Annotated in this window: 31 protein-coding genes; 18 read left to right on the top strand and 13 right to left on the bottom strand. The window is 54.4% G+C overall.

The features are described 5' to 3' along the window. The first annotated feature begins 177 nt into the window (after nucleotides 1–177). The 3 genes from asr (at nucleotide 178) to A8O29_RS11130 (ending at nucleotide 1687) form a co-directional block, all read left to right on the top strand. A complete protein-coding gene (gene asr / locus A8O29_RS11135) occupies nucleotides 178–603 on the top strand; it encodes an acid resistance repetitive basic protein Asr (RefSeq protein WP_125354451.1) in 426 nt (141 codons plus the stop codon). Between the two features lie 71 nt (nucleotides 604–674). After that, nucleotides 675–761: a small membrane protein YdgU gene (gene ydgU / locus A8O29_RS23030; protein ID WP_455431387.1), complete on the top strand. Its 87-nt coding sequence runs from the start codon at nucleotides 675–677 to the stop codon at nucleotides 759–761. Nucleotides 762–862: 101 nt separating this feature from the next. Beyond that, on the top strand, nucleotides 863–1687 hold the full coding sequence (locus tag A8O29_RS11130; RefSeq protein ID WP_174081305.1) for a trypsin-like serine peptidase: 825 nt from the start codon (nucleotides 863–865) through the stop codon (nucleotides 1685–1687). On the opposite strand, the gene A8O29_RS11125 is transcribed toward A8O29_RS11130, so the two are convergent. From A8O29_RS11125 to A8O29_RS23025, 4 genes are all read right to left on the bottom strand, one after another. Next, on the bottom strand, nucleotides 1688–3850 hold the full coding sequence (locus tag A8O29_RS11125; protein ID WP_125354450.1) for a bifunctional diguanylate cyclase/phosphodiesterase: 2163 nt from the start codon (nucleotides 3848–3850) through the stop codon (nucleotides 1688–1690). It lies immediately after the preceding gene. Between the two features lie 105 nt (nucleotides 3851–3955). Next, on the bottom strand, nucleotides 3956–4285 hold the full coding sequence (gene mdtI / locus A8O29_RS11120) for a multidrug/spermidine efflux SMR transporter subunit MdtI (protein WP_110508297.1): 330 nt from the start codon (nucleotides 4283–4285) through the stop codon (nucleotides 3956–3958). Then, complete coding sequence (gene mdtJ / locus A8O29_RS11115) at nucleotides 4272–4634, bottom strand: multidrug/spermidine efflux SMR transporter subunit MdtJ (RefSeq protein ID WP_125354449.1); 363 nt, start codon at nucleotides 4632–4634, stop codon at nucleotides 4272–4274. The genes mdtI and mdtJ overlap by 14 nt, the downstream gene beginning before the upstream one ends. Before the next feature lie 96 nt (nucleotides 4635–4730). Then, nucleotides 4731–4823 carry a protein YdgV gene (locus A8O29_RS23025; RefSeq protein WP_476748683.1) on the bottom strand — a complete coding sequence of 31 codons (93 nt, stop codon included), beginning with the start codon at nucleotides 4821–4823 and terminating at the stop codon, nucleotides 4731–4733. Between the two features lie 210 nt (nucleotides 4824–5033). Here A8O29_RS23025 and A8O29_RS11110 point away from each other — a divergent pair, with 210 nt between their 5' ends. Next, nucleotides 5034–6068 carry an AI-2E family transporter gene (locus tag A8O29_RS11110; protein WP_125354448.1) on the top strand — a complete coding sequence of 345 codons (1035 nt, stop codon included), beginning with the start codon at nucleotides 5034–5036 and terminating at the stop codon, nucleotides 6066–6068. A gap of 75 nt (nucleotides 6069–6143) precedes the next feature. Here the strand turns inward: A8O29_RS11110 and A8O29_RS11105 are convergent, their stop codons facing one another. Both A8O29_RS11105 and A8O29_RS11100 read right to left on the bottom strand, forming a co-directional pair. Beyond that, a complete protein-coding gene (locus A8O29_RS11105; protein WP_110508300.1) occupies nucleotides 6144–6389 on the bottom strand; it encodes a YmjA family protein in 246 nt (81 codons plus the stop codon). A gap of 39 nt (nucleotides 6390–6428) precedes the next feature. Beyond that, nucleotides 6429–6968 (bottom strand): DUF2058 domain-containing protein, encoded by a 540-nt coding sequence (locus A8O29_RS11100; protein WP_125354447.1) that lies wholly within the window; start codon nucleotides 6966–6968, stop codon nucleotides 6429–6431. Nucleotides 6969–7127: 159 nt separating this feature from the next. Here A8O29_RS11100 and A8O29_RS11095 point away from each other — a divergent pair, with 159 nt between their 5' ends. Together A8O29_RS11095 and yajD are read left to right on the top strand one after the other, a co-directional pair. Beyond that, nucleotides 7128–7826, top strand: coding sequence for an RluA family pseudouridine synthase (locus A8O29_RS11095; RefSeq protein WP_125354446.1), 699 nt, complete (start codon nucleotides 7128–7130; stop codon nucleotides 7824–7826). A 117-nt stretch (nucleotides 7827–7943) separates the two neighbouring features. Then, entirely contained in the window at nucleotides 7944–8291 is a 348-nt protein-coding gene (yajD, locus tag A8O29_RS11090) for an HNH nuclease YajD (RefSeq protein WP_125354445.1), read from the top strand. Between the two features lie 51 nt (nucleotides 8292–8342). Here the strand turns inward: yajD and yjjJ are convergent, their stop codons facing one another. After that, nucleotides 8343–9647, bottom strand: coding sequence for a type II toxin-antitoxin system HipA family toxin YjjJ (yjjJ, locus tag A8O29_RS11085; protein WP_125354499.1), 1305 nt, complete (start codon nucleotides 9645–9647; stop codon nucleotides 8343–8345). Nucleotides 9648–9949: 302 nt separating this feature from the next. Here yjjJ and mdcA point away from each other — a divergent pair, with 302 nt between their 5' ends. From mdcA to mdcH, 8 genes are all read left to right on the top strand, one after another. Continuing rightward, entirely contained in the window at nucleotides 9950–11605 is a 1656-nt protein-coding gene (gene mdcA, locus A8O29_RS11080; protein ID WP_110508304.1) for a malonate decarboxylase subunit alpha, read from the top strand. Then, a complete protein-coding gene (locus A8O29_RS11075; protein ID WP_125354444.1) occupies nucleotides 11605–12465 on the top strand; it encodes a triphosphoribosyl-dephospho-CoA synthase in 861 nt (286 codons plus the stop codon). The genes mdcA and A8O29_RS11075 overlap by 1 nt, the downstream gene beginning before the upstream one ends. Nucleotides 12466–12475: 10 nt before the next feature. Continuing rightward, nucleotides 12476–12775 (top strand): malonate decarboxylase acyl carrier protein, encoded by a 300-nt coding sequence (gene mdcC / locus A8O29_RS11070; RefSeq protein WP_110508306.1) that lies wholly within the window; start codon nucleotides 12476–12478, stop codon nucleotides 12773–12775. Further along, nucleotides 12768–13601, top strand: coding sequence for a biotin-independent malonate decarboxylase subunit beta (locus A8O29_RS11065; protein WP_110508307.1), 834 nt, complete (start codon nucleotides 12768–12770; stop codon nucleotides 13599–13601). Before mdcC ends, A8O29_RS11065 begins: the two co-directional genes overlap by 8 nt. Further along, on the top strand, nucleotides 13601–14401 hold the full coding sequence (gene mdcE, locus A8O29_RS11060) for a biotin-independent malonate decarboxylase subunit gamma (RefSeq protein WP_110508784.1): 801 nt from the start codon (nucleotides 13601–13603) through the stop codon (nucleotides 14399–14401). Before A8O29_RS11065 ends, mdcE begins: the two co-directional genes overlap by 1 nt. A gap of 202 nt (nucleotides 14402–14603) precedes the next feature. Further along, the gene (locus A8O29_RS11055; RefSeq protein ID WP_125354443.1) at nucleotides 14604–15563 is read left to right on the top strand and encodes an AEC family transporter; all 960 of its coding nucleotides are present in this window, start codon (nucleotides 14604–14606) and stop codon (nucleotides 15561–15563) included. Nucleotide 15564: 1 nt separating this feature from the next. Continuing rightward, nucleotides 15565–16185: a malonate decarboxylase holo-ACP synthase gene (locus A8O29_RS11050; RefSeq protein ID WP_125354442.1), complete on the top strand. Its 621-nt coding sequence runs from the start codon at nucleotides 15565–15567 to the stop codon at nucleotides 16183–16185. Then, nucleotides 16185–17087 (top strand): malonate decarboxylase subunit epsilon, encoded by a 903-nt coding sequence (gene mdcH / locus A8O29_RS11045; RefSeq protein WP_125354441.1) that lies wholly within the window; start codon nucleotides 16185–16187, stop codon nucleotides 17085–17087. The genes A8O29_RS11050 and mdcH overlap by 1 nt, the downstream gene beginning before the upstream one ends. Here mdcH and A8O29_RS11040 read toward each other — a convergent pair. From A8O29_RS11040 to ycgZ, 5 genes are all read right to left on the bottom strand, one after another. Then, complete coding sequence (locus tag A8O29_RS11040) at nucleotides 17077–18003, bottom strand: LysR family transcriptional regulator (RefSeq protein ID WP_125354440.1); 927 nt, start codon at nucleotides 18001–18003, stop codon at nucleotides 17077–17079. The two genes, mdcH and A8O29_RS11040, sit on opposite strands and share 11 nt — an antisense overlap. Nucleotides 18004–18094: 91 nt before the next feature. After that, on the bottom strand, nucleotides 18095–18682 hold the full coding sequence (locus A8O29_RS11035) for a helix-turn-helix transcriptional regulator (protein ID WP_125354439.1): 588 nt from the start codon (nucleotides 18680–18682) through the stop codon (nucleotides 18095–18097). 90 nt (nucleotides 18683–18772) lie between these two features. Next, on the bottom strand, nucleotides 18773–19051 hold the full coding sequence (locus tag A8O29_RS11030; RefSeq protein ID WP_159466214.1) for a biofilm/acid-resistance regulator YmgB/AriR: 279 nt from the start codon (nucleotides 19049–19051) through the stop codon (nucleotides 18773–18775). A gap of 28 nt (nucleotides 19052–19079) precedes the next feature. Next, on the bottom strand, nucleotides 19080–19388 hold the full coding sequence (locus tag A8O29_RS11025) for a hypothetical protein (protein ID WP_125354438.1): 309 nt from the start codon (nucleotides 19386–19388) through the stop codon (nucleotides 19080–19082). A 67-nt stretch (nucleotides 19389–19455) separates the two neighbouring features. Further along, the gene (ycgZ, locus tag A8O29_RS11020) at nucleotides 19456–19695 is read right to left on the bottom strand and encodes a regulatory protein YcgZ (protein WP_125354437.1); all 240 of its coding nucleotides are present in this window, start codon (nucleotides 19693–19695) and stop codon (nucleotides 19456–19458) included. Nucleotides 19696–20034: 339 nt separating this feature from the next. On the opposite strand from ycgZ, the gene A8O29_RS11015 reads away from it, so the two are divergent. Both A8O29_RS11015 and A8O29_RS11010 read left to right on the top strand, forming a co-directional pair. Next, on the top strand, nucleotides 20035–21255 hold the full coding sequence (locus A8O29_RS11015; RefSeq protein WP_125354436.1) for a diguanylate phosphodiesterase: 1221 nt from the start codon (nucleotides 20035–20037) through the stop codon (nucleotides 21253–21255). Nucleotides 21256–21469: 214 nt separating this feature from the next. Then, a complete protein-coding gene (locus tag A8O29_RS11010) occupies nucleotides 21470–22201 on the top strand; it encodes a MerR family transcriptional regulator (protein ID WP_125354435.1) in 732 nt (243 codons plus the stop codon). Nucleotides 22202–22216: 15 nt separating this feature from the next. Here A8O29_RS11010 and A8O29_RS11005 read toward each other — a convergent pair whose 3' ends face one another. After that, nucleotides 22217–23065: a DMT family transporter gene (locus A8O29_RS11005; RefSeq protein ID WP_125354434.1), complete on the bottom strand. Its 849-nt coding sequence runs from the start codon at nucleotides 23063–23065 to the stop codon at nucleotides 22217–22219. 270 nt (nucleotides 23066–23335) lie between these two features. Here A8O29_RS11005 and A8O29_RS11000 point away from each other — a divergent pair, with 270 nt between their 5' ends. Continuing rightward, nucleotides 23336–23626 carry an RcnB family protein gene (locus A8O29_RS11000; RefSeq protein ID WP_168713864.1) on the top strand — a complete coding sequence of 97 codons (291 nt, stop codon included), beginning with the start codon at nucleotides 23336–23338 and terminating at the stop codon, nucleotides 23624–23626. 174 nt (nucleotides 23627–23800) lie between these two features. Then, the gene (locus A8O29_RS10995; RefSeq protein WP_168713863.1) at nucleotides 23801–25009 is read left to right on the top strand and encodes an MASE1 domain-containing protein; all 1209 of its coding nucleotides are present in this window, start codon (nucleotides 23801–23803) and stop codon (nucleotides 25007–25009) included. The last annotated feature ends 3 nt before the right edge of the window (nucleotides 25010–25012 follow it).

The following is a 25012-nucleotide window of genomic DNA, read 5'->3' as shown; positions in this document are numbered from 1 at the left end:
ATGGGACAGATTGCATCTTATTGATTTTAAAAGTGTATTTTAGAACTGGCTGGAAGTGTACATATGGTTACACGCCGATACCAATCACTCACGGAAGCCTTTAAAAGACAAGCATATAGTCTGTTCAACGGCCCCGCAGTGGGGTTGAACATAGAAACCAAATTCGAGGATTTCAGAATGAAAAAAGTATTAGCTCTGGTTGTTGCCGCTGCTATGGGTCTGTCTTCTGCTGCTTTCGCTGCTGACACCGCTGCCACCGCTCCGGCTGCTGCGCCTGCTGCAACTCACGCTGCTCCGGCTAAAACCACTCATCATAAAAAACACAAGAAAGCCGCTACAGAGCAGAAAGCGCAGGCCGCTAAAAAACACCACAAAAAAGCAGCAACCAAACCTGCTGTAGCGCAGAAAGCGCAGGCCGCTAAAAAGCACCACAAAAAAGCAGCAACTAAGCCCGCTGTAGCGCAGAAAGCGCAGGCTGCTAAAAAGCACCACAAAAAAGCAGCAACCAAACCTGCTGTAGCGCAGAAAGCGCAGGCTGCGAAAAAACACGTAAAACACACCAAGCACCAGGCTGCTAAACCAGCTGCACAGCCAGCTGCGTAATTTCGCAACCGGTCGTACGGTCTTGTATACTAAATCGGCGCTATTTCAGCGCCGTTTTTTTCTGGAGAGCAATGATGCTGCGACGCTATCGATTCGAGCTCATCCTTTTATTGCTGATTATTTGCGCCCTGGTTGCCACCCGCTTCTTTTTGTACTGAGTGTAGCACGCTGATTTTACTCCCACTTTTCATTCATCCCGTCTATAGTAATCTCATTGGGTTACCTTTTTATAATCATAATCGCCCCTTCAGAGAGTGTTATGCACAGATCCATAGTGGTTTTACTGGGAGCCGTTTGCCTTTTTTCTCCCCTGACCCACGCTGACGATGACAGCGACGACACCGGCATCAGTGCCTCCGATCTTAAGACGCTTTTCTTTGGTCATGACGACCGCGTCAAGGTCACCAATCCTACGCAATCCCCGTGGGATGCTATCGGCCAGCTTGAAACGGCCAGTGGCAATCTTTGCACCGCCACCTTAATTTCTCCGCACCTGGCGCTGACCGCAGGCCACTGCCTGTTGACGCCGCCGAAGGGAAAACTCGATAAGCCCGTTGCCCTGCGCTTTGTGTCGCAAAAAGGCGTATGGCGATATGAAATTCACGGGATTGATGGCCGCGTTGAGCCGTCGCTGGGCAAACGCCTGAAGCCGGACGGTGACGGCTGGATTGTTCCGTCCTCCGCCGCGCCTTGGGATTTTGGCCTGATTGTGCTGCGCTATCCGCCTTCTGGCATCACACCCTTGTCGCTGTTCGCCGGAGATAAGGACGCCTTGACCGCAGCGCTCAAAGCCGCCAACCGCCAGGTGACGCAGTCCGGTTATCCGCTCGATCATCTGGATTCGCTGTACACGCACAATAACTGTCTGGTGACCGGCTGGGCGCAAAGCACTGTGCTGTCGCATCAGTGCGATACCTTGCCTGGCGACAGCGGTTCACCGCTGATGCTGAAAACCGATGAAGGCTGGCAGCTGATTGGCGTTCAAAGCTCAGCTCCGGCGGCGAAAGATCGCTGGCGGGCAGATAACCGCGCGATTTCGGTGACCGGTTTTCGGGACAAACTCGAAACGCTGGCGGGCCAGTAATTAACACTGTCGCTGCTGACGCAACTGCAGCAGCGACGCTATCGGCATCGGTTCACTGAACAAATAGCCCTGCAGCTGATCGCACCCGGCCAATCGCAGCAGCTTCATCTGTTTCTCGTTTTCGACCCCTTCCGCAATCACCGACATGCCCAGCGCATTGGCGATGCGAATCGTCCCGCCGACCAACGCCGCCGCCTGATCGTCGTTATCCACCAGCCCGGCCAGTGATTTGTCGATTTTGATGGTGTCGAAATTAAAACGCCGCAGATAACCAATGCTCGAATAGCCGGTGCCGAAATCATCCAGCGCCACGGCGGTACCGAGCAGTTTCAGGTTAGAAATGGCCGCCCGGGCGCGCTCCGGGTTTTCCAGGACATAGGTCTCGGTGACCTCCAGCTGTAAGCGATACGGCGGGAAATGGCAGGTCTCCAGCACCCGCGCGACTTTGTTTTCAAATTCCGGGTCGCGGAACTGCGCCGGGGAAATGTTCACCGACAGCTTTAAATCACCCAGCCCCTGCATATCCGAACAGGCGCGGCGTAGCACGAACTGGCCAAGGGAATAAATTAGCCCGCTGGTTTCGGCGATAGCGATAAACGCGTCGGGTTTCAGCTCCCCTTTCGGACGCCGTGGCCAGCGCACCAGCGCCTCCACGCCGGTCATCACCTGAGTCCGCGCATCAACAATCGGCTGATACCAGACGTCGAATTCGTCGTTATCCAGCCCGTCACGAATGTCGTTCTCAATGCTCAGTTGATATTCCCTGGCGCTGTTCAGCTCGGCGTCGTAATGCGTGATGCGCCCTTTACCGGTAATTTTAGAGTGATACATGGCGATATCCGCCCGACGGAACAGCTCGGAGCTGGGACTGCTTGCCAGCGAGCCGCTGGCAATACCGATACTGGCGCTGATGTGGATGGTGCGTTCGCCGAGACGAATCGGGTTATTGAGATAATCCAGCACGCTCCCCGCAAAGGCCGCTGCTTTTTGGCCGGACTCCACGCCGCTGACGGTCATCGCAAACTCGTCGCCGCCAAGCCGCGCTAACATGCCGCCCACCGGCACTTGCGCCTGCAAGGTTTGCGCGATGTGCACAATCAGCGTGTCGCCCACGTCGTGTCCGTAGATGTCGTTCACGTCTTTGAAGCCATCAAGATCGATAAATACCATCGTTTTCAGCGCTTCATCGCCGCGCGGGCTGACTTTTTCCAGATGCTCAATCAGCGCCCGGCGATTTGGCAGATGGCTCAGCCAGTCGGTGAGCGCGATTTCCCGCGCCTGTTTCTCGCCACGCGCCAGTTTGTACAGACCGAGACTGCTCAGCACAATAAACAGCAAAATGAGCCCTACCGCCAGAGCAACAATTTGGCGGATCTCCGGCGAGGCCGCCATCACCGCCTCCGCGCCCGGCAGGCGCGGTTGCCAGTTCAGGTAGCCGACCACTTTATTTCCGGAGCTTTTCAGCGGCACGCTGTAGACGCTGCTTTGGGCTTTGGTCATATTCAGGTTGGCAATCTGAAAGGTATTCCCGAGATCTTTCAAAATGCCGGGGTTCAGGTGGCGGGTAATGACCAGATAACGCCGGGTGGCGTCATATATCGGTAGGCGGCTGGTCATCGGGCGAATAAGGCCGATGCCGACGAACGCAACGCCTTCGCGGGTTTCGGTTATACCGGCAAAGATATTTTTACCGCTCGCCAGTTCCGCCGCATGGTTCTTAATCAGCGCGGTTAAACCCTCGCCGAAGAAATCCAGATTGCGTTCGCTGAATGGCTGGCTGTGAAACGATCCCCACAACACGTGGTAATGTTCATCGAGCACGAATGTGCCGTCGTAGAGATTATTGATTTTAAACCCAGCGCCCCAGGTATCGTACAGCCAGCGGGTATCCAGCGTAGGCGGATACACTTTATGCACTGCGTCGTCCCAGATAGCGTTATCCACCACCAGCGACAGCACGCGATTAACCGACGTCTGAATCGCACCGTCCACCGAAAGTGCCGAACGATGCGCGTCAATGGCGTTCGTTTTGCTGCTAATCAGGTGCTGGGAAAGATACAGCAAAGAGACAATGGAAATAATCAGCCCTATACCCGCCAGAAACAACATCACAAAAAGTGTTCTGGCGGTGGCGATATTACGCCAGCGAGATGGATTAAACATAAGCAACCCTCCAGCAAGTGCCCAGCACTCGGGGAAATGCACCCTGTTTAATTAGCGTAATACAGCCAGCATTTTTCGCTGCCCACAAACGCGGGCAGCGTCACATCATGCGAGTTTAATCATCACCATTCCGGCAATTAACAAGATTAAACCGATCCATCCTTTGTAATTAAGGCGCTGTCCAAACAGGATCCAACCCGCTGCCAGCGTAGCAACCACGCCGAATCCGCCCCAAATGGCGTAGGCCACCGAAAGATCGATGCCTTTTACCGCCTGCGACAAGGCGCTAAATGCGGCCAGTACCGCCACCAGCGACAATATACCGTATATTTTTCGGCGGAATCCGTCCGAAAATTTAAGGAATATATTGGCGATGATTTCCAGCACAATTGCCCCTGCCAGCCACGCGCCGTGTACCCACTCAAACTGCGGCATGGTTCACCTCCGCAGCTTTGTTTTTGACTTTACGGGTACCGGATTTAATCAGCACAATACCCATCACCAGCGTGGCCAGCCCTGCACCTTTCATCAGCGTCAGGCTTTCATCAAATAACAGTACGCTGAACAACGTAATCAATAAAATACCGACGCCTTCCCACAGGGCGTAAGCCACCCCGAGTGCGATTTTTTTAACCGCAAAGGAAAGGAATATATATGAAAGGGCAATCATGCCGAGCATTAAAATATAACCGGTATGACCATCGTTAACGCTTGCCCATTTCATCGACAAGGTTCCTGTAATTTCAGCGACGATCGCCAGACCTAATAATATCCAGTAAAACATGGTTCTTCTCCTGCCTGAGAATATAATCCGTTGCAGTTTGCGAGGAGGCGCAAACCGTAAAAAATGATTAAGTTTTAGCTCAAAGGAAGGAAAAAACTACAGCGCAGAGCGCCAGTGCTGCTCGGCAGAAAGCAAGGAAAGCGTGGGGATTACGACAGATTGCAAGGAAGTACAGGTTCTGAACGACATGTCCATAAAATTACAATTATCCGCGGTGTTGCTTCTCGTCTTTGCGGATGAAAATTGTCCTCAGTAGTTAAACACAGCGCAATTTTGGCATAGTGGAAAAATAAACTCAAAGTCTTTTCAATTCTTTACCCAGCGCATTTTGTATTAATGAGTTTATTCTTACCCCTTGGCGCTTTATGATGTTCTTTATCACGTTTATCAAGGAATGTTATGGCCAGGTCGGGTATTACACTTAATGGATTAAAGATAGTTATCATGCTTGGAATGCTGGTGATTATCCTCGCCGGAATTCGCTTCGCCGCTGATATTGTGGTGCCATTTATTCTGTCGCTGTTTATCGCCGTGGTGCTCAACCCGGTGGTGCAGTTGCTGGTCCGCTGGCGCGTTCCGCGTGGGCTGGCAGTCACCCTGCTCATCACCTTCATTATTTTGGTGGCCGTGCTGCTGTTGTCCTATCTGGGCACGTCGCTCAACGAACTCGCCCGCACGCTGCCGCAGTATCGTTCGTCGCTGGTTGTGCCAATGGAAAACCTGCAACCGTGGTTACAGCGCTTTGGCCTTGATGTGTCCGTTAATGAGTTGGGAAAATACATCGACCCGAATGCGGCGATGACGCTGGTCACCGGCCTGCTGACACAGCTCACCAACGCCATGTCCTCCATTTTCCTGCTACTTCTGACGGTGGTATTTATGCTGTTTGAAGTGCCACAGCTCCCGGCCAAACTGCAGCAGATGATGGTGCGTCCGGTGGAAGGTATGGCGGCGATCCAGAAAGCCATCGACAGCGTGAGTCATTATCTGGTGCTGAAAACCGCCATCAGTCTGGTGACCGGGCTGGTCGCCTGGGCCATGCTCGCAGCCCTCGACGTGCGCTTTGCGTTTATCTGGGGAATGCTGGCGTTTGCGCTGAACTATATTCCTAATATCGGCTCGGTGCTGGCCGCCGTCCCGCCGATTTTGCAGGTATTGGTTTTCGGCAACGTCTACGATGCGCTGGTAGTTCTGGCGGGGTATCTGGCGATCAACATGGTGTTTGGCAATATTCTTGAGCCACGTATTATGGGCCGTGGGCTGGGCCTTTCCACGCTGGTGGTATTCCTGTCGTTGATATTCTGGGGCTGGCTACTTGGCCCGGTCGGCATGCTGCTCTCGGTGCCGCTGACCATCATCGTTAAAATCGGGCTGGAGAACACCCAGGGCGGGCAACATATTGCGGTGCTGCTGAGTGATTTGAGTAAGAAATAACGGGTGCAAACAGGCTGATTAACGTGAAATTTTTCAAACTCACATCATCAGCCTGTCAATCCAGCCGGAAAGGACCTACTCGTTGCCCCATGTATTCAGGAAGGTCGCGATATCATCAATGCGCTTAGCGTTGATTCCCGCTTCCTGGGCCATATCCTGCTGGGCTTCTTCGCTGATTTCTTCGTTATTCATTAAACGGGTGACCAGCAGCTGGAAATAATGCGCCAAAGAATCACGCTCTGCGTCGCTCACCGGCTCGGCGCATTCGGTCGAATACTCGTCCACGATGTCATAAAATTTCAATGGGATTTCGGTGTTCATCTATCGTCCTCGGAAGGTTAAAGTCGGGTTAGCCGCGCGTTACCACATCAAATCATCAGGCACTTTGAAATCAGCATACGGATCGTCTTCATCCTGCTCTTCCTGACTCAAGGTACTGTTCAGAACGATACTGTCCGCATCACGCTGGGCAATTTTATCGGCCACGCTCGCGGGGATAATGGCGTAGGTGCTGTCCCCGTTTTTATCGACCAGCAGACGCGCAATCGCCAGACGACCGCTGATCAACTGTGACTGCGTCAGTTTATCCACGACGATTTTTTTGATTAAATTGTTATCGGTGAAGTTAAAATCAATATTGCCTCGGGCAATGGTGATTTTGTTCATTTCAATCAGCTGCTTGACCTGCGCTTTATATTCTTTCGACAGCGTCGCTTGTTTTTGCTGCTCGCTGAGCTCTTTATCACGCTCAAGCTGCGCTTTTTTATTCTCTTCTACGGCCTCTCTTGCCTCACGTGCCTGAACGCGTGATTTTTTAGCCGTGCGCTGAACCTTGGCCATTTTTTTGCTGGATACTAATCCCGCTTTTAACATCTGCTCTTGTAAGGTGAGTTTTGTCATCTTCGTATCTGAACCGGTTGAATAATTTAGGTGATTATACCCGTATTTTTACAGGCGATACCAGACGGCAGGCGTTGAGCCTGGCCCGGCGGCGGCCAAATTCGTCAGTCGACTGAAAATTCGCTATCATCCGCTTCCACTCTTCATCCTGGCCGCCCGATGTCTTCGATAATTGATACTTTTATTGCCCCCCCGTGTCATGACCAGATAGAGGTGCTCTGGCAGGATGCGCATCTGGTGCTAATCAATAAACCCACGGGGTTGCTCAGCCTGTCGGGGAAAAACCCGCAGAATCTCGATTCGGTGCATCATCGACTAGTGCAACTTTTCCCCGGCTGCACCCTGGTCCACCGTCTGGATTTCGGCACCTCCGGGCTGATGGTCGTCGCGCGCAACAAGGCTATCAATGCCGCACTTTGCCAGCAGTTCAGCCAGCGCGCCGTGACCAAAGTGTACAGCGCCCTGTTGTGCGGTCATTTGGCCGACGACGAAGGGATAATAGATGCGGCGATTGCCAAAGACCCGACGCTGTTCCCGCTGATGTCGATTTGCGCCATCACCGGCAAGCCAGCGCGTTCACGCTATCAGGTGATTGAGCGCTTTCATTATGTGCAGGCAGACGGAACCTCAGTGCCGGTCACGCGCGTCCAGCTGATGCCAGAAACCGGGCGCACCCATCAGCTACGCATTCACAGCCAACGACTCGGCCACCCTATTCTGGGCTGCGACCTGTACGGCGGGCTTCTGTCGCCAGGCTGCGAACAAACGCCGCGCCTGATGCTGCACGCCAGCGGACTGCATTTCGTGCATCCTGGTACCGAAGAACCGATCCACGCCCACAGCCCTAGCCCGTTCTGAAAAAGAAAATCGCTATAATCTTCTTAAAAATAAACATCGATTCCCATTTCATTTCGCCTTCGGGTACATTGGGCGCACTCACGTAAAATTTTCGATTTTTAACAGGTAACAACAGCCATGGCTCTTATCCCAAAAAACTATGCGCGACTGGAAAGCGGCTACCGCGAGAAGGCGCTGAAAATCTATCCATGGGTATGCGGACGCTGCTCGCGGGAGTTTGTGTATTCAAACCTGCGGGAATTAACGGTTCACCATATCGATCATGATCACACCAATAACCCGCCAGACGGCAGCAACTGGGAGTTGTTGTGTCTGTATTGTCATGATCACGAGCACTCAAAATATACCGAAGCAGACCAGTACGGCACCCGCGTTGTGGCAGGCGAAGACGCCCAGGACGATATCGATGCGGCGACGTACAATCCGTTTGCTGATTTGAAATCGATGCTCAATAAAAAGAAATAGAGTCCTTTGCACCGAGCGCCTGGCAAGCGTAAATCGGCAACGCCGTTTCGCTTATCCCAGGCGCTCGATACGCGAGCGGGCCTCGTCAAGGTGACGGCGTAATGCTTCAAAGCATGGGCCGAAACTGACGGAGAAACGCTCGCAACGGCTTGCTTTTTCAAAGAACTCCTCAGCCAATCCGAGCGCTTCCCGCCAGATATCCCCGCTAATGACTTCCGGTAGTGACGCCGGTCGAAGCGCGTTCACGATAGCGCCACCCGTCCTGGGAGCGAACCCCATAGGCAGAATGTCGTAGGCAGGTGCAAGGTGATACGGGCGACCGTGGCAGCTGATGAACGATAAGTTCCCGTGGTGCATGTCGGTATTGCCAATGAGCATCCCAAATGCCCAAAGACGAGCAGTTTCAACCGCGGCCTCAGGATGGACATACCCTTGCGCTACGAGGCTATTAACCAGTACAGGCCACGGGGCTCTAGCATTACCAACAAATTCTGCATCAAGTGCCCTCAGCGAGAAGACGCCGATCCGACCCAGTTGATCAACGCGGTCGAATCGGGGGATCTCGAGGAAGCGCTGACTCCCAAAATCAAAGACCTCAGTTTCCACACCAAGCACGCTCAGCGCCAAATGTTCGGCCAACAGAAGATCGCGCCAGCGTTCGCTCACCGGGTTATCGTCCGGGGCCGAGAATTTCACTAAGACGTGACCGCGGTCCGTATAAGTGCAAAATTTAGGCTGTTCGCCGCCTGCAGATGAACCCGGAGCCTCGCCGGCATCAGCCGCTAAAGCCAACGCGGGGTACACTGTCGCCCGCTCAACGGCGGTGGGTTCCGGCATCTCAAGGAAACGGTCTCGAGCTTGCTCCCCTATCAGCAGGTTGCCGACAGAATCATGACCATGGGCAAGCAACGCTCTGAGCACATCCGCGTCTTCCCATTGCTCTGGATTTGCCGATAGTCCAAGATCGGCCGCATACGTTGAGGCATAGGCTCGCCCGAGATAGCCTTGTGGCCGCATGTCAAACAGCCACCACGGCAACCCGTCGCTATGGAGACTGACATTGTCGGTCTGCACCATGACAAATCCCGCAGGACGAACCGGAATAAGCTCGCCAAGAGACCTCACGCGTCCGTCTTCAGTAATGCGGTAAATCGGTGCCGACCTGAATCCGCGAAAGGCATCGCGTAAAGCATATTGAATAGATGGCCCAGCCCCAACTCGGACAATATCATCGCCAATAACTTTTAATGCACGAGACAGTGTTGGCTGGCTAATGCTCATTTTTTCAATGAGTTGCCTGGCTGGCATCGGCCCTTGACTGAGCAACTGGCGTATCGTATCAGAGCGAGCTGGCATATTATTGAATCGCTTTTTGAATAGATAGATGAATAGATATTCTATCAATAAAATGACCAGGCGTCTCTCTCAGAAGGCTCAGTTCCTACGATAGATCTAATGCGTATCCGGCCCTGACTTCCCGCAACGTAGTCTACACTCAACCTTCCTGCTTCGATCGTCATCACATAATTACCCAAGCAATTATTACTCTTAGGCTAACAATCCGCACTCCAGCTTAATTGATGCTCTACTCCTAACGGAGCAGACTTACTGCAGCACAAATCCAGGCAAAAATGATTTGCTGAATCAGGAGGTTAATAATGAATGCTGGCCAAACTCCGGCCCGGAACTGGAGCACGCGTCGTAGCGAAAAAGCACGCCGCGTAGCGTCCCTCCCGGTGCAGGGTAAGGTAATTCCCACCGATGGTCTGGTGGATGCGCTGGAAAAACTGATTGCCCCCGGCGACCGTGTGGTGCTGGAAGGTAACAACCAGAAGCAAGCCGATTTCCTCTCGCGTATGCTCGCCGAAGTCAACCCGGCGAAAGTCCACGATCTGCATATGATTATGCCGAGCGTCGGACGTAGCGAACACCTTGATATTTTTGAAAAAGGCATCGCTCGCAAACTCGATTTCTCCTTCTCCGGTCCTCAGAGCCTGCGTATTTCGCAGCTGCTGCAGGATGGTCAACTCGAAATCGGCGCAATCCATACGTACATCGAACTCTACTCCCGTCTTTACGTCGACCTGTGCCCGAACGTCGCGCTGATCGCCGGTTTTAAAGCTGACCGTAAAGGTAACCTTTATACCGGGCCGAGCACCGAAGACACGCCAGCACTGGTTGAAGCCGCGGCCTTCCGCGACGGGATTGTTATCGCCCAGGTTAACGAACTGGTCGACGACGAATGTGACCTGCCGCGCGTCGATATTCCTGGCTCGTGGATTGACTACGTTGTTGTCGCCGATAAGCCGTTCTTTATCGAACCGCTGTTCACCCGCGACCCGCGCCTCATCAAGCAGGAACATATCCTGATGGGCATGATGGCGATTAAAGGCATCTACGCGGAACACCAGGTTCAGTCCCTGAACCACGGGATCGGCTTTAACACCGCCGCTATCGAACTGCTGCTGCCAACCTACGGCGAACAGCTCGGTCTGAAAGGCAAAATTTGTAAGCACTGGACTCTGAACCCGCATCCGACGCTGATCCCGGCGATTGAAAGCGGCTGGGTAGAAAGCGTGCACTGCTTCGGCGGCGAACTGGGGATGGAAGAGTACATCCGCGCCCGTCCGGACGTGTTCTTTACCGGTGCCGACGGTTCCATGCGCTCTAACCGTGCGTTCTGTCAGCTGGCAGGCCAGTACGCGGTGGATATGTTCATCGGTTCTACCCTGCAGGTTGATGGCCTCGCCAACTCCTCCACCGTAACCCGCGGTCGCCTGTCCGGTTTCGGCGGTGCGCCAAACATGGGCCATGACCCGCACGGTCGCCGTCATGCAACGCCAGCCTGGCTGAACATGATGACCGACAAAGACCCAATGCAGCGCGGTAAAAAGCTGGTTGTGCAGATGGTCGAAACCTTCCAGGCCGGTGCCAAACCGACCTTCGTGGAAAAACTCGACGCGGTTGACGTGGCTGAATCCTCCGGGATGCCGCTGGCACCGGTGATGATCTACGGCGACGACGTGACCCACGTGCTGACCGAAGAAGGTATCGCCTACCTCTACCGTGCTGAAAGCATGGAAGAGCGCCGCGCGATGGTTGCGGCAGTCGCCGGGATCACCGACATCGGTCTGGGCGTTGATGCCAAGCGCGTGGCCGACCTGCGCAAGACCGGCAAAGTGGTGTACCCGGAAGACATGGGCATCCGTCGTTCAGATGCGACCCGTTCCCTGCTCGCTGCTGGCAGCGTAGCGGATCTGGTGGAATGGTCTGACGGTCTTTACAACCCACCTGCGAAATTCCGGAGCTGGTAATGAAACAGCTGTCACAGACTCATGCAGAGGTTCAGGCCCAGCGACTGGCGACACTCGCCCGCGACTGCCTGATCGACGAAGCGCGATTAAGCCCGAAGCCGGGTCTGGTGGACAGCCGGGGTAACGGTGCCCATCACGATTTGTCTTTGGCGTTGATGGAGCGCTCTGCGCACAGCCTGACCCCCACGTTTCTGCAACTGGCCCAGCAAAGCTGGCAGCGCCCCGCCGACATCGCCCTGCGCGAAACCGTCGGCCGTCTGGGACGCGAAGGCGAACAGCAGATGATGAAAGCCACCGACGGCGTGAATACCCATCGGGGCGCTATCTGGGCGCTTGGCCTGTTAGTCAGCGCCGCCGCGATGCAGGGCGAAAGCGCCAGCGCGCAGCAGATTGCGGATACCGCGGCCGGGCTTGCCCACCTGCCGGACAGCGCCGCGCCGAAAGTCTTCAGCAAAGGGTTGAAGGCCACGCACCGTTATCAGGTGCCCGGCGCACGTGAAGAAGCGCAGCAGGCGTTTCCCCACGTGATGACGCTGGCATTACCGCAGTTGTTACGCAGCCGCGCAAACGGCGCCAGCGAAAGCGAAGCCCGTCTCGACGCGCTGATGGCGGTCATGACCTCGCTCAGCGACACCTGCGTGCTTTCTCGCGCCGGAATGATCGGTCTGAATGCCATGCAAAACGGCGCCCGTGCGGTACTCACCGCGGGGGGCTGCGCTCAACCGGCCGGTCGCGAGGCTCTCGCCCGTCTTGATGCGCAGATGCTGGCACTCAACGCCTCACCCGGTGGTGCCGCCGATTTGCTCGCCGCCACGCTGTTTCTCGACAGGGTCAGCCAGCCCGCGTCTTGCTCAATTTAAAGAGGATGTTATGGAACACATTACATTGTCATTCCCTGCCAGCCGCACCTTCAGCGGCAAAGCTCTCGCAGGGGTCGTTGGTTCCGGTGATATGGAAGTGCTGTTCACCGCAGCCGCTGGGGAAACCCTCAGCATTGATATCACCACTTCAGTGGACAACAGCACCAGCCGCTGGAATGCACTGTTCGACCGTCTGAACCTGATTAACGGTCTGCCTGCGGGCACGCTGGTGATCCACGATTTCGGCGCGACGCCCGGTGTGGCGCGTATTCGTATCGAACAGGTTTTTGAAGAGGTGAGCCATGCGTAACGACCGCAGCTTTATTGAATTACGGGCCCGTGAACGCGCCCATGCGCTGCTGGATGACGGCAGCTACCGCGAACTGCTCGACCCGTTCGAAGGCATTATGTCGCCATGGCTTCCACAGCAGGGCGTGGTGCCACAGTCTGATGACGGCATGGTGGTCGCACGCGGCACCATTAACGGTCAGTCTGCGGTGGTGATCGCCATCGAAGGCACCTTCCAGGGCGGCAGCATGGGCGAAGTGTCCGGCGCAAAAATGGCCGCGGCGCTGGAACTGGCAGCAGAAGATAACCGCAACGGCATCCCGACTCAGGCCGTGCTGAGCCTCGAAACCGGTGGCGTACGTTTGCAGGAAGCCAACCTCGGCCTGGCGGCAATCGCCGATATCCACGCCGCGATCGTTGACCTGCGTCGCTATACCCCGGTGGTCGGCATTGTGGCCGGCACCGTCGGCTGCTTCGGCGGGATGTCCATCGCTGCCGCGCTGTGTAGCTACCTGATTGTGACGCGTGAAGCGCGTCTCGGCCTGAACGGCCCGCAGGTTATCGAGCAGGAAGCCGGGATTGAAGAGTACGACTCCCGCGACCGGCCATTTATCTGGAGCATGACCGGCGGTGAAATTCGCGCCGAAAGTGGTCTGGTTGATGCGCTGGTCGGTGACGGCATCAATGCCGTGAAAGCGGCAATGAACGACGCCATCGCTAAAGGCGTTCCTGCCCAGAACCGCAGCGATAAATACGAAGAGTATCTGGCTCGCCTGACCCAGTTTGATACGCGTCAGCAGGCCGATACTGCCCAGATTAAACAGCTTTTCGCCCGGGAGGTGAAATGATGACTCAGTCCAATAGCCGCGGCGCAATCTGGCTGGAAAAACTGGCCCCTAATGCCCCACGTATGAGCGGCCTGTGCCCTTCTGTCCAGGTGGCTGACGGTGAACTTAATGGTGAAAACGTGCGTTTTATCGCCGTGGTCCCGGATGCAAACAACCATTATCCGCGTGCCGTAAAAGGCGAAGTGGGTCTGCTGGAAGGCTGGACGCTGGCGAAAGTGGTGAACGAAACCATTGATGCCGATGCCAACAGCGACGTGAAGCGCCCGATTATTGCGGTAATCGATGTGCCAAGCCAGGCCTATGGCCGCCGCGAAGAAGCCTTTGGTATTCACCAGGCGCTGGCCGGTGCCGCAGGCGCTTACGCCAAAGCGCGTCTGGCGGGCCATCCGGTTATCGGCCTTATCGTCGGTAAAGCAATGTCCGGTGCCTTCCTGGCGCACGGTTATCAGGCTAACCGTCTGATTGCCTTCAATGACCAGGGCGTTCTGGTGCATGCGATGGGTAAAGACTCTGCCGCACGTATCACCCTACGCACCGTTGAAGCGCTGGAAAAACTGGCGGCAACCATTCCGCCAATGGCCTACGACGTGAGCAACTACGCGACGCTGGGTCTGTTGTCTGATTTGCTGAACATCAGCAACCCGGACGCGCCAACCGATGCCGACCTGGCGCAGGTGTTAATCATCCTGCAACAGTCTGTTCGCGACGCACGTCAGGACCCAAGTTTGAAAAACCGCCTCGGCGCGGAGAATCGCCGTAGCTCGGCTCTGGTACGCGAACGGATGCGCGCCAGCTGGTAACGAGCAGTAGTAGCAAGAAGTACGTAAAAAAAGACCTGCCGAAAGCGGTCGCCGTCGGGCGCAACATAGCGCCCACGGTACAGCCGCTTTTAGAAAATTATAAACATCGCAAATGTTCTATACGCACCCTCGTTCACGTTGTGCAACAGCAGCCTGAAGGATGACGCGTAGACTCTTTTTTTATCTACAGGTGGTTAACTCTATGACTTATGTAATTGTTCATGCCCTTGCTCCGATTTTCCTTATCATGCTGCTGGGCTTCTGGGCCGGCAAAGCCAAAATGGTCGACAACAAAAATGTGTCGCTGCTGAATATCTTTGTTATGGATTTCGCCCTGCCTGCGGCGCTGTTTAGCGCAACCGTGCAGACGCCGTGGTCGGGTATTGCCGCGCAGTCTCCGCTGATTGTGGTCCTGACTGGCGCAATGTGGATTACCTACGCGGCTATCTACTTCCTCGCGACCAAGGTCTTCAAGAAGTCTCCGCAGGATGCTGCGGTCCTGACGCTGACCGTTGCCCTGCCGAACTATGCGGCGCTGGGCCTGCCAATTCTGGGCAGCGTTCTGGGTGAAGGTTCTGCGACTTCCCTGTCCGTCGCGGTGTCTATCGCCTGTGGTTCCGTGCTGATGACCCCGTTCTGCTTGCTCATCCTTGAGCGTGAAAAAGCGCTGGCGGCTGGCGAAAACAGCGGTTCTACCCTGTCAATGCTGCCAGTGTTGATGTGGCGTTCACTGAAAAAACCTATCGTCATGGGCCCGCTGCTGGGTGTGATTCTGTCGGCGATTGGTATCAAAATGCCGGACCTGGTGCTGTCTGCGATTAAACCGCTGGGCCTGTCTGCAACTGCCGCAGCCCTGTTCCTGACGGGTGTTATCCTGTCTGCCCGTAAGCTGAAAATGAATGCGGTCGTGGGTATTGCCACCATCACCAAGCTGCTGATTCAGCCGTTCATTGCCTGGGGTATCGTTCTGGCGTTCGGTCTGCACGGCTCCGTGGCGATCACCGCTATCCTGATGATCGCGCTGTCTGCGGGCTTCTTCGGTGTCGTCTTCGGTAACCGCTTTGGCGTTCAGTCTCCAGATGCAGAAGCCGTGCTGCTGTTGAGCTCCATTCTGTGTATCCTGTCGTTACCGCTGTTCATTACCTTAACTTCAGGCATGTAATATGACTTTCACATCGCGCCCCCACGATTTGCTGTGGCTCAGCAACCCCGACGCTCTACTGAACATTCAGGAGGCGTGGGTTGCCAGCCAGTGGCACACCGGCCTGCCGGTGGTGGTCCGGCGCGATGTGAATGAAAACGCTGATATCCCGGTGGGCGTGCGCGGCATCAAGCGCGAACAACGCGCCGCCGGTTGGGTGACAGCAGAGACCGTTTCCCGCGTCGTCACGCCCGAAATGCTCGCCGATCGCGAACGTCTGCTGCACTCCCCGTTTGTCTCTCAGCCGCCTGTTCAGGCGGCTATTTTACTGACCACCTTTGCGTGGCCTTGGCACTGGGGTATTACCGGCAGCACCGGTTATGCGCTCGCCACCGAAATTCCCGTCCTGCACGCCGAGAGCGATCTCGATTTGATTATCCGCGCCCCGCTGCCGCTGACTCATGATGAGTTATGCCAGTGGCAGGCGCAGGTGGAAAAACTGCCGTGCCGGGCTGATACCCAGGTTGAAACGCCCTTCGGCGCGTTCGCGTTAAACGAATGGCTACGCGAAGGACGCGTATTGCTCAAAACTGCCTCAGGCCCGCAGCTGACCGCGACGCCATGGCACAGGGAGCCATCATAATGAAAATCCTCTTTACCTTCCCCGGCCAGGGCACTCAGCGCCCCGGCATGCTGCAAAATCTGCCCGACGGCGACGCCCTTCTGGCTGAAGTGCGTGCCGTACTCGGCGATGAAACTGACACTCTGGACAGTGCCGATGCGCTACAGCACACCCGCGCGGTGCAGCTGTGTCTGCTGATTGTCGGCGTGGCGTGGGCGCGTGAATTAATGCGCCATGATGTCAAACCCGACATCGTCAGCGGTCTGTCGATTGGCGCCTATCCCGCGGCGGTGATGGCCGGCGCGCTGGCCTTTGATGATGCGCTGCATCTGGTGGCGCTGCGGGGTGATTTAATGGAGCAGGCGTATCCGCACGGCTACGGCCTGACGGCGATTGTCGGCCTTACACTTTCCCGCGTCGAAAAACTGATGGCCGGGACGCAAACGTACATCGCCAATCTGAATGCCGAAACGCAGATTGTGATTGCCGGGAGTGATGAAGAGATGGCGATTGTGGCGCACAAGGCGCTGGAAGCCGGCGCCAGTAAGGTGACCCGCCTTGCGGTAAGTGTGCCGTCGCACTGCGCGCTGTTAGATAAGCCCGCCGAAAAACTGGCGCATGCCTTTGAGTCAGTGACGTTGTCACGTCCGAAGCGTGCTTATTTGAGCGGCTCCACGGGCCGTGTGCTGTGGGACCCTCTCAAAATTGCCGACGATTTGGCCTATAACATGGCGCGGACCGTACAGTGGCAGGACGCCATGGTCTCAGCCAACCAGCGCGACGCTCGACTCGCCATTGAAATGCCGCCGGGCAGCGTATTGACCGGACTGACGCATCTTTCAGGCTGGCAAGGCGAAGCGATTTGCCTGGAACGTAACAGCGTTGAGGTTGCGCAGCACCTGCTGAAACGGCTTAGCCGCTGATGCTGCGGGCGTACATGCGCCCTTCTGCCGCCAGCGCCAGCAGGTCCTTATCGCGCTCGCGATGATGCGAATAGACAATCGAAATCAGCTGGCGCATCTGATACGGTTCCGCCAGCTTCAACAACTGCACATCGTTCTCATACACTTTCTTCATTCGCCCTGGGATCAGGGCAAATCCGACCCCCGCCTGCACCAGGCTGATCATCGAGAAAATGTCATTTACGCGCGTCACAATCTCCGGTTCAAAACCGGCGATGCTGAAAGCTTCCTGAAAACCGGCGTAGGTGGCAAACCCTTCCGCCAGTGAAACGAATTTCCGGTCGGCGTAGTCACGCAGATCGGCATCCTGGGCGGTGTCCAGCGGGACGCTGGAGGGGGCGGCGAGAAAGATATCGTCGTGAAACAGCGGAATGACGTCGAATTTCGACCCGGTAAACTCGCCTTCGTTGGTGGAGATCAGGATAGCGTCAAGGGCGTCATCTTCGAGCATATCGAGCAGCATCTGGTTCGAGCCCATGGTCAAATCCAGTTCCAGCGACGGACGACGCAGCTTCATGCCCATGATGATTTTCGGCACCGTTTCCAGGGTCAGCGAATACAGCGTGCCGATACGCAAACGTCCGCTACCAACGCCCGCCACTTTTCGCGTCTGCTCCAGCCCTTTGCTCATCAGGGTTATCACGTCCTGGCAATATTCCAGCAGCGTCCATGCCGCTGGCAGCGGCACCAGATTACGGCCTTTGTGCACAAACAGCGGACAGCCGACGCCCTCTTCCAGGGTGTGCAGCGCGCGGTGCACACTGACGCTGCTCAACTCAAGCGCTTCCGCAGTGCGGGCAATGTTGCCTTTATTCATAAACATCATAAAGACGCTGAGCTTGCGAAAGGTAATGTCCTGATTGATGTCGTCTTTCATGGCTATCCGGTTTCGTATCACTGAGTTGAATGATTATACCCATATTTATTCATAACCCGTTGAAACCGTATCACGCCGACACTACCTCTTCTCAGTGGAGCACGTTCCGGCGAGTTGACGCAGGATAACGCTGGTTTTCCTGCATCCATAGGCTGAATACGTCGCTGCGCAGGGTGCGCAGAAAATCAATCAACCCGGTACAGCCCATCTTCTTAATCAGGTTCTGACGGATTTGATAAATCGTTTTAATATGCACATTCATGTGCATACCCACTTCCGTCATTTTTTTGCCTTCCTTCATTAAGTCGATCAGCTTTTTCTCCCTGGCGGTCAATAACATTCGATGCGACGGCATCGTTGGCTCGCCCTTTTGCCAGGTGATGCTGGTGATAAAATTCCGGATATCATCGAGCGTGGCCCTGGCCGATAAACGGTGCAGCGGCACGCTGTCGAGAAAATTAAAATCATGCCCGTTCGTCAGAAGAATTAAGCGATTCTTGTCCAGATCGTAATTATGGCTAAGCACATCCGCATAATATTGCTCCGTCAAAAATACGTAGCGAATACCGGTATCATCAAAGCGGATATTCTCAAGCGCCTTTTGCAAACCGAGTTGCAAATAATGGTCAGACAGCCAGAGATCGACCTGCTCAAGCTGCACGCAGTTTTGGCCACTCATTCGTCAGTTTCCGTCGTCACAGGTTAGAATACACAGGGCCGGAATTGCTCACGGCCCACCTTTCAGTCTCCGGCAGTACCGGCGGGCATATCAGATATCGTCGGTGGTATGGCCGACCACAATCTCGAGGGTTTTACGGATAACATCCGCCTGCACCACATCGCGGGTGGCTTCCAGCGTACGCAGCAGCGCCAGAATAATGTTCTTATTATTAATATGTTCACCTGACAAAAGCACCTGACGAATGGCTGTGCCCAATACCGCGGATTCCGCTGCAAACATATCACCCGCCTTGCGGAAATAATCCGTCAGAGAGTTGTCGGGCATGGCGGTATAAATATCAGACTGTTGAATCGTGGCTGTGCTCATTTTTTTACCCTCGGGAATCATTGGATTGTCAGTGGATTTTATTTTTTCCTTGCGGCTGCTTATTCCCGAGCAGCGTATTTGCATGTTCCTTATGCGTTCCTGTGGCCAGCTTCTCCGAACGCTCATTTCTTAACGTCGTTGCTTCAACTTCAGCGATAATAATCGGCAACGTTTCTCGCCGCCTCGGGTCGCTTTCTACTGCCAGCATGTTGCGAAGTTCTGCCAGCAGCGCGAGCGTGCTTACGGGGCCTTTGCGCTTTAGTAGCGATAATACGGCCTCGCCAATAAGCTGATCGGTTATTTGGTCTGTTTGTTGTTTATTTTCGCTTCTCGTCATAACTGCATTCCCTGTTCGCCGACAATCCCTGACTCGGGAACGCGACATTTCATTGCGCACGTGGGGCTTATCTGTCGAACAGCAGACCGATCAGTGCGTTGTAGTGACCCTCCTCTTCCACACAGGATGCTTGCTCAAGGCGGCTCAGCAACTTTGTGCAGAGTGATTTACGATTCAGGTTCCGTCCATCGTTCAGGATTTCCACCACAATTTGCCCTAAGGTTTCCTGCTGGGTCGGCAGATTTGCCTTATTGAAGTACTGGGCAATGGCGCTTGCTGTATCCGGTATGTAACCATTCTGCTGCATATGTCACTCCTGTACGATTCAGTAAAAGGGTTAATGTTGTGTTATTCAAAGTTACGAAAATTGTACACAAAAGCTGTACAAGTGCATTACTGATGTTTTAACAAAAAATGCTAACCCTTTTAATTCATGATGTTGTGAGTTTTGTATTGGGTATTATCTGATAGTGGTTTGTACAAGGGAAAAGCGTAGGTTGTACAACAAAGAAAGAGAATTAAAACAGCACCGATCGATGCCCTATTTTCCTGTAAAACACTTGTTAATTTAAAGTGTTACAACACGAGACGAAACGGCTTACTTCTGTTAGGGTTAATAACAATCCCCTCTACTGTTTGAAAAATTATGCTTACGACAATCATCTATCGCAGCCATCTGTGCGACGACGTGCCGGTAAAATCTCTCGAAAAGATGGTCGCTGGAGCCAATGCAAACAACCGCCAGGCGGATGTCACCGGTATTCTGCTGTTTAACGGTACCCATTTTTTCCAGCTGCTCGAAGGCCCTGACCAAAACGTAAAGGCCATCTATAACGCTATCTGCGAAGATCCCCGGCACTATAACGTCGTGGAACTGTTGTGCGACTACGCCCCGTCGCGCCGCTTTGGCAACGTCGGGATGGAGCTGTTTGATTTGCGGGAACATGACCGCGACGAGGTGCTGCAAAACATCCTCAATAAAGGCACTTCAAAATATCAGCTCATCTACAATGACCGCGCGCTGCAGTTCTTCCGCACATTTGTCGAAGCTACGGAAAAAGAGAATTACTTTGAGATCCCCTCTGCCGACACCTGGGATTTTATCCCGTCGGGCGAGGAACGCTTAGTGGACCCACAGGTTATTGGCCCTGACGCCGACTGTGGTTTTGCGTTTCAGCCGATCATTGACCCGCTGACACAGGAAATTGTCTCGCTGGAAGCCCTGCTGCGTACTCCGTCAGGCGGCTCCCCGCAGGCGTATTTCGATACCTTTACGGGGGATGATGTTTACCGGGCCGACCTTAAAAGCAAGAAAGTTGCGTTCGCGCTGGCCGGGGCGTTGACCCTGAACGACCAGACGATCTCCGTGAATCTGCTGCCCATGACGCTGGTGAAAATCCCTGATGCGGTCGCTATTCTGCTGCACGCGATCGCGGACAACGGTCTGGTGCCGGAACAGGTGATTGTGGAGTTCACTGAAAGCGAGGTGATTTCTCAGTTTGATGCGTTTACCCACGCGGTCAGAGAACTGAAAGCCGCGGGGATCATCGTTACTATCGATCACTTCGGTGCCGGGTCTGCCGGACTGTTGCTTTTAGCGCATTTTCAGCCGGACCGAATCAAAATCAACCGGGACCTGATCCGCGACGTGCATAAAAGTGGTCCGCGCCAGGCCATCATTCAGGCCATCATCAAATGTTGTACATCGCTTGAAATTATGGTCTCCGTGGTTGGCGTGGAGAAAGCAGAAGAGTGGATGTGGCTTGAGTCCGCGGGCATCACCCAGTTCCAGGGCCATTTGTTCGCAGAGCCTCTGTTCTGTGGCATTCCGCAGGTTGCCTGGCCGGAGAAGAAAACCCCGTTCTGACCCGCCATACCTGATATTTCGCTTGCCGCCATCGTGCGGCAGGCCCTTCCCCAAAGCCCTTTCCCAACTGCGATGTTACGTTTGTTTAACAATCGTTCGGCATATTCTTCCCACACATCTTCCAGTCTGCTGTACAATAAATTATAAATTGTACAAACGCCTTTGATTGGTTACGTTAAGAATGGACGTCTCTGATTGAACATGGGGGGATACTATGGCGTTTTATAGCATCGGCGATGTTGCCGAGCGATGCGGTATCAATCCCGTGACCCTGCGTGCCTGGCAGCGCCGCTACGGTTTGTTGAAACCTCAACGCAGCGAAGGTGGGCACCGCCAGTTTGATGAAGAAGATATCCAGCGCATCGAAGAGATTAAGCGTTGGATCAAGAGCGGCGTGCCCGTGAGTAAAGTCAAAACGCTGCTCGAAGAAAGTGTCATCACCACCGATGGCGACTGGACCAGCCGCCAGGAAGAGATGATGGCGGTGCTACGTTTCGCTCACCCCGCCAGGCTGCGCACCAAAATCATCGCGTTAATTCGGGAGCATTCGGCTAGCGATCTGATTGACCATGTTTTCATTCCTGTCCGCCAGCGTCTGAGCCTCGATCACAATACCGCGCGCATCATGTGCAGCCTGCTTGACGGGGTGCTGATAGAATTCGCCACGTCCGCCCTGGCTGAAGCGCGTAAAAAAGCCGGCGACGAAGCGCTACTGATTGGCTGGGACACCGAAGACAGAACGCGATTGTGGCTGGAAGCCTGGCGCCTTTCGCAGCAAGGCTTACACATTGCCGTGATGGCTGAACCGCTCGATGTCCCGCGCCCGGAACTGTTCCCCGGCCAGCAGCTTTTCGTCTGGACCGGCATTTCCCCGACGCGCCGTCAGCAAGAACTACTCCAGCATTGGCACGAACAGGGTTATACCCTCACCTTTCATCAGCCCTGAATTGACCCCGGTGGCTTACGGCGAGGTCACTTTTCGCCGCGCCTGTTTATCGGCATAAATCGTCAGCGCAATCCCCGCAATCACCGTCACCGTTGACACCACCAGCTGAAGCGTCAGGTGCTCACCGAGAAACGCCACCCCGCCCAGCGCGGAAATGCACGGCACACTCAGCTGCACAGTGCTGGCCGTCGAAGAGGTTAACGTTGGCACAATCGCGTACCACAGCGCATAGGCCGCACCTGACGTCATTCCTCCTGATATCAACGCCAGCAGCACGCCTTGTGTGTCCGCGTGCGCCGCCTGATTGAGGGTCAGCGATAGCAACAGCGCCACGGGAACGGTCAATATAAAGCTGCCCGCCGTCGCCGCCGTGGCGTTTTTAACGCTTTTCCCTGCGATGCTGTAAGCCGCCCAGCCAACCCCAGCCAGCATCATGGTTGCCGCCGGAACGTACGGTGGGCTGTTTGCGCCTGGCAGCAGCAGCCAGCAAATCCCCATCGCCGCCAGCGCGATCCCGGCACTCTTCAGCCGGGTTAATCTCTCACCCCGATAAATCCCCCAGCCCGTCATCACCAGCTGCACCGTACCAAACAGTAGTAACGCCCCTTCGGCTGTGCCGAGATGAACATAGGCGATGGAAAAGGCAATGGCGTAAACGGCAAGGAAAAGTGCGTTTTTCACTTTCCACTCAATCTGACGATTCAGGAACGGTTTCTGTAGCAGGAGAAACAGCACGATGGCGCCGCTCAGCAGGCGCAGGCTGCTAAAAGACAGTGGATCAATATGCACATCTTTGAGCGCAATCCGACACAGGATCGAGTTCGCGGCGAATGCGAACATGGCTAGCGTGATTTTACCCGTCATGAATCTTCTCTTGTATAGCGCTCAATTCTGGATGTCAGCATCGCATAAGGGCCAGAGGATTTCCCCCCCTACCGGCTGAAAGCTGCGGTGGCCCGATGTTATTGGTCCATTTTTCAGCACGCTGCATGTATTGCCGAAACAAATCCGAAGGCGGTTGATGAAGGGTTTACGCTAACAAAGGCAATATACCCGCATTATTTTTACGGTGTCTTTGTCGTTCACCTTTCACTTTTTTCAATATTAATGCCGAGGTTTGTTTTGAAGTGTTTAATGTATTTTGTGATTGCATTACCCTGCATTGCTTTTGCCAATAACCCTAATTTCGATGAGCATACATTCAGATCGAATTACCATGAGTACAGCATCGGCGACAAAGCGCCGGACATCAATTTCACCAAAGACTACAACATCACCTCATGGCGTATAAGACATTTGCCTGCACCTAAGCCAGGGACATTCTGGAGCTATATGGACGGAACCTATGTCTTACTCAGAAACAGCGACCATAAAATAGTTGATGCTAAATCTTCTGATATTTTTTATCGCCATATGAAAGACTGATATTGACCTTCGTATCACCGAACGTAATGCCATTCATTTCATGTGGATAAATGCACCGAATAATATTTAAAACGTGACGCCTGCAACGACACAAACTTGTTCTATGCTGTTAGGTGTCACGCCTGTGCCACTAATATGCATTGCGAGGTTCTTGTGCTTTCACCCAAATTTATTATGCAGTTATTGCTGTGGTGCGTGCTCTATTACTCTCTCGGGTATATATCGCTGTTTCTCGATGACCCCGTCAGCCAGGTCTCTTTTGTCTGGTTCCCCGCGGGCCTGGCGGTCAGTGCGTTCCTGCTGACGTCACGCCGCAACTGGCCCTGGCTATTCCTCGGTCTGTTTCTGGTGCGCACACTTCTTGATGTGACCCTGCGCCATTCGCTTGAAACCTCGCTGGTGCATTCGGCGATTTCATTAACCAACGATTTTGCGATTGCCTGGTGCGTACGCCATTTCACCCGTCCTCACGACACGCTCTACAGCCTCGTGGTATGGCTAGTGGCAACTGTGCTCACCAGCGCCGTTGCCGCCGCGCTGGGCGGGGGTTGGGTTGTCCTGCGTCACGGTGTTGATTTCGTGTCGACGCTATGGATTTGGTGGTCCGCCAACGTGGTCGGCACCATTTTACTGACGACCATCGTGATGGGGTTGTTTTGGCGACAAGAATCAGAAATATCGCATAAATGGTTAATTGGCGGGACGCTGTGGCTGCTGTTGTGCCTGAGTGCGATCTATGTTTTCCATCAGCCAATTGGTGGCCCAAGGGGAGAAGCTTTCCTGTTTAGCCTGGCCTGTATTCCCGTCATCGTGATGATAGTGATACCGGTTGTCAGTGGCAATCAGATGGGTGCGATGGCATTCATGAGCTTTTGCATTATCGTGATTTATTATTCGTGGCAGCGTAACGGCCCGCTATTTATACCGGGTCTACGGCCGGGTGAGCCGCTTTTGCTGGCCCAGTGTTATCTGTCAGGCACCGCGCTCCTTCTGAATTTTGTCTATCTGCTGAAGCATAATCAGAGATCAAGCCCTGTTTCATCCTATTATCTCGAACCACAAAGCGGACGCCTGACCTGGGACCAAAGTTCGTCCAACATGCTCAATCAACACCTTGCGACGATTAATAATGCCGATCAGCTGTTCTCGTTTATGTCGCCCGATGATCAACAAAAGATGCGTGAGCGGTGGGCTATTGTGCAAAGTGGTAGCGCCCTCAATGAGTCATTTCGATTTTTACTGGCCCTTTCTCCAACAAACACTTTGTGTTTACAAGAAACGAAGCTCATCGCATTGCAGCAGTCGGATGGCGTTGTACTGATTGGCTACTGGGTGGGAGAATTTCAGGGCCAGGGATCCGGCCTAATCATCAAGGGGACGTAATCG

The sequence above is a fragment of the Scandinavium goeteborgense genome, assembly GCF_003935895.2.
In the GTDB taxonomy this organism is placed as follows: domain Bacteria; phylum Pseudomonadota; class Gammaproteobacteria; order Enterobacterales; family Enterobacteriaceae; genus Scandinavium; species Scandinavium goeteborgense.
Note: the sequence above shows the minus strand (reverse complement) of the source record. Positions and strands in the feature narration are given on the sequence as shown.

Bases quoted from the DNA above. Each gene is read 5' to 3' on its own strand.
- mdtJ (WP_125354449.1), bottom strand. From the start codon at position 4,634: ATGTTTTACTGGATATTATTAGGTCTGGCGATCGTCGCTGAAATTACA.
- mdcE (WP_110508784.1), top strand. From the start codon at position 13,601: ATGACTCAGTCCAATAGCCGCGGCGCAATCTGGCTGGAAAAACTGGCC.
- A8O29_RS11040 (WP_125354440.1), bottom strand. From the start codon at position 18,003: ATGAAAGACGACATCAATCAGGACATTACCTTTCGCAAGCTCAGCGTC.
- mdcH (WP_125354441.1), top strand. From the start codon at position 16,185: ATGAAAATCCTCTTTACCTTCCCCGGCCAGGGCACTCAGCGCCCCGGC.
- A8O29_RS11030 (WP_159466214.1), bottom strand. From the start codon at position 19,051: ATGAGCACAGCCACGATTCAACAGTCTGATATTTATACCGCCATGCCC.
- A8O29_RS11005 (WP_125354434.1), bottom strand. From the start codon at position 23,065: ATGACGGGTAAAATCACGCTAGCCATGTTCGCATTCGCCGCGAACTCG.
- A8O29_RS11065 (WP_110508307.1), top strand. From the start codon at position 12,768: ATGCGTAACGACCGCAGCTTTATTGAATTACGGGCCCGTGAACGCGCC.
- A8O29_RS11110 (WP_125354448.1), top strand. From the start codon at position 5,034: ATGGCCAGGTCGGGTATTACACTTAATGGATTAAAGATAGTTATCATG.
- yjjJ (WP_125354499.1), bottom strand. From the start codon at position 9,647: ATGCCAGCTCGCTCTGATACGATACGCCAGTTGCTCAGTCAAGGGCCG.
- A8O29_RS11000 (WP_168713864.1), top strand. From the start codon at position 23,336: ATGTATTTTGTGATTGCATTACCCTGCATTGCTTTTGCCAATAACCCT.
- A8O29_RS11050 (WP_125354442.1), top strand. From the start codon at position 15,565: ATGACTTTCACATCGCGCCCCCACGATTTGCTGTGGCTCAGCAACCCC.
- A8O29_RS11095 (WP_125354446.1), top strand. From the start codon at position 7,128: ATGTCTTCGATAATTGATACTTTTATTGCCCCCCCGTGTCATGACCAG.
- A8O29_RS11105 (WP_110508300.1), bottom strand. From the start codon at position 6,389: ATGAACACCGAAATCCCATTGAAATTTTATGACATCGTGGACGAGTAT.
- ycgZ (WP_125354437.1), bottom strand. From the start codon at position 19,695: ATGCAGCAGAATGGTTACATACCGGATACAGCAAGCGCCATTGCCCAG.
- A8O29_RS11125 (WP_125354450.1), bottom strand. From the start codon at position 3,850: ATGTTTAATCCATCTCGCTGGCGTAATATCGCCACCGCCAGAACACTT.
- A8O29_RS11075 (WP_125354444.1), top strand. From the start codon at position 11,605: ATGAAACAGCTGTCACAGACTCATGCAGAGGTTCAGGCCCAGCGACTG.
- A8O29_RS23025 (WP_476748683.1), bottom strand. From the start codon at position 4,823: ATGTCGTTCAGAACCTGTACTTCCTTGCAATCTGTCGTAATCCCCACG.
- mdcA (WP_110508304.1), top strand. From the start codon at position 9,950: ATGAATGCTGGCCAAACTCCGGCCCGGAACTGGAGCACGCGTCGTAGC.
- A8O29_RS11035 (WP_125354439.1), bottom strand. From the start codon at position 18,682: ATGAGTGGCCAAAACTGCGTGCAGCTTGAGCAGGTCGATCTCTGGCTG.
- A8O29_RS10995 (WP_168713863.1), top strand. From the start codon at position 23,801: ATGCAGTTATTGCTGTGGTGCGTGCTCTATTACTCTCTCGGGTATATA.
- A8O29_RS11015 (WP_125354436.1), top strand. From the start codon at position 20,035: ATGCTTACGACAATCATCTATCGCAGCCATCTGTGCGACGACGTGCCG.
- yajD (WP_125354445.1), top strand. From the start codon at position 7,944: ATGGCTCTTATCCCAAAAAACTATGCGCGACTGGAAAGCGGCTACCGC.
- A8O29_RS11100 (WP_125354447.1), bottom strand. From the start codon at position 6,968: ATGACAAAACTCACCTTACAAGAGCAGATGTTAAAAGCGGGATTAGTA.
- mdtI (WP_110508297.1), bottom strand. From the start codon at position 4,285: ATGCCGCAGTTTGAGTGGGTACACGGCGCGTGGCTGGCAGGGGCAATT.
- ydgU (WP_455431387.1), top strand. From the start codon at position 675: ATGATGCTGCGACGCTATCGATTCGAGCTCATCCTTTTATTGCTGATT.
- mdcC (WP_110508306.1), top strand. From the start codon at position 12,476: ATGGAACACATTACATTGTCATTCCCTGCCAGCCGCACCTTCAGCGGC.
- A8O29_RS11055 (WP_125354443.1), top strand. From the start codon at position 14,604: ATGACTTATGTAATTGTTCATGCCCTTGCTCCGATTTTCCTTATCATG.
- A8O29_RS11025 (WP_125354438.1), bottom strand. From the start codon at position 19,388: ATGACGAGAAGCGAAAATAAACAACAAACAGACCAAATAACCGATCAG.
- A8O29_RS11010 (WP_125354435.1), top strand. From the start codon at position 21,470: ATGGCGTTTTATAGCATCGGCGATGTTGCCGAGCGATGCGGTATCAAT.
- A8O29_RS11130 (WP_174081305.1), top strand. From the start codon at position 863: ATGCACAGATCCATAGTGGTTTTACTGGGAGCCGTTTGCCTTTTTTCT.
- asr (WP_125354451.1), top strand. From the start codon at position 178: ATGAAAAAAGTATTAGCTCTGGTTGTTGCCGCTGCTATGGGTCTGTCT.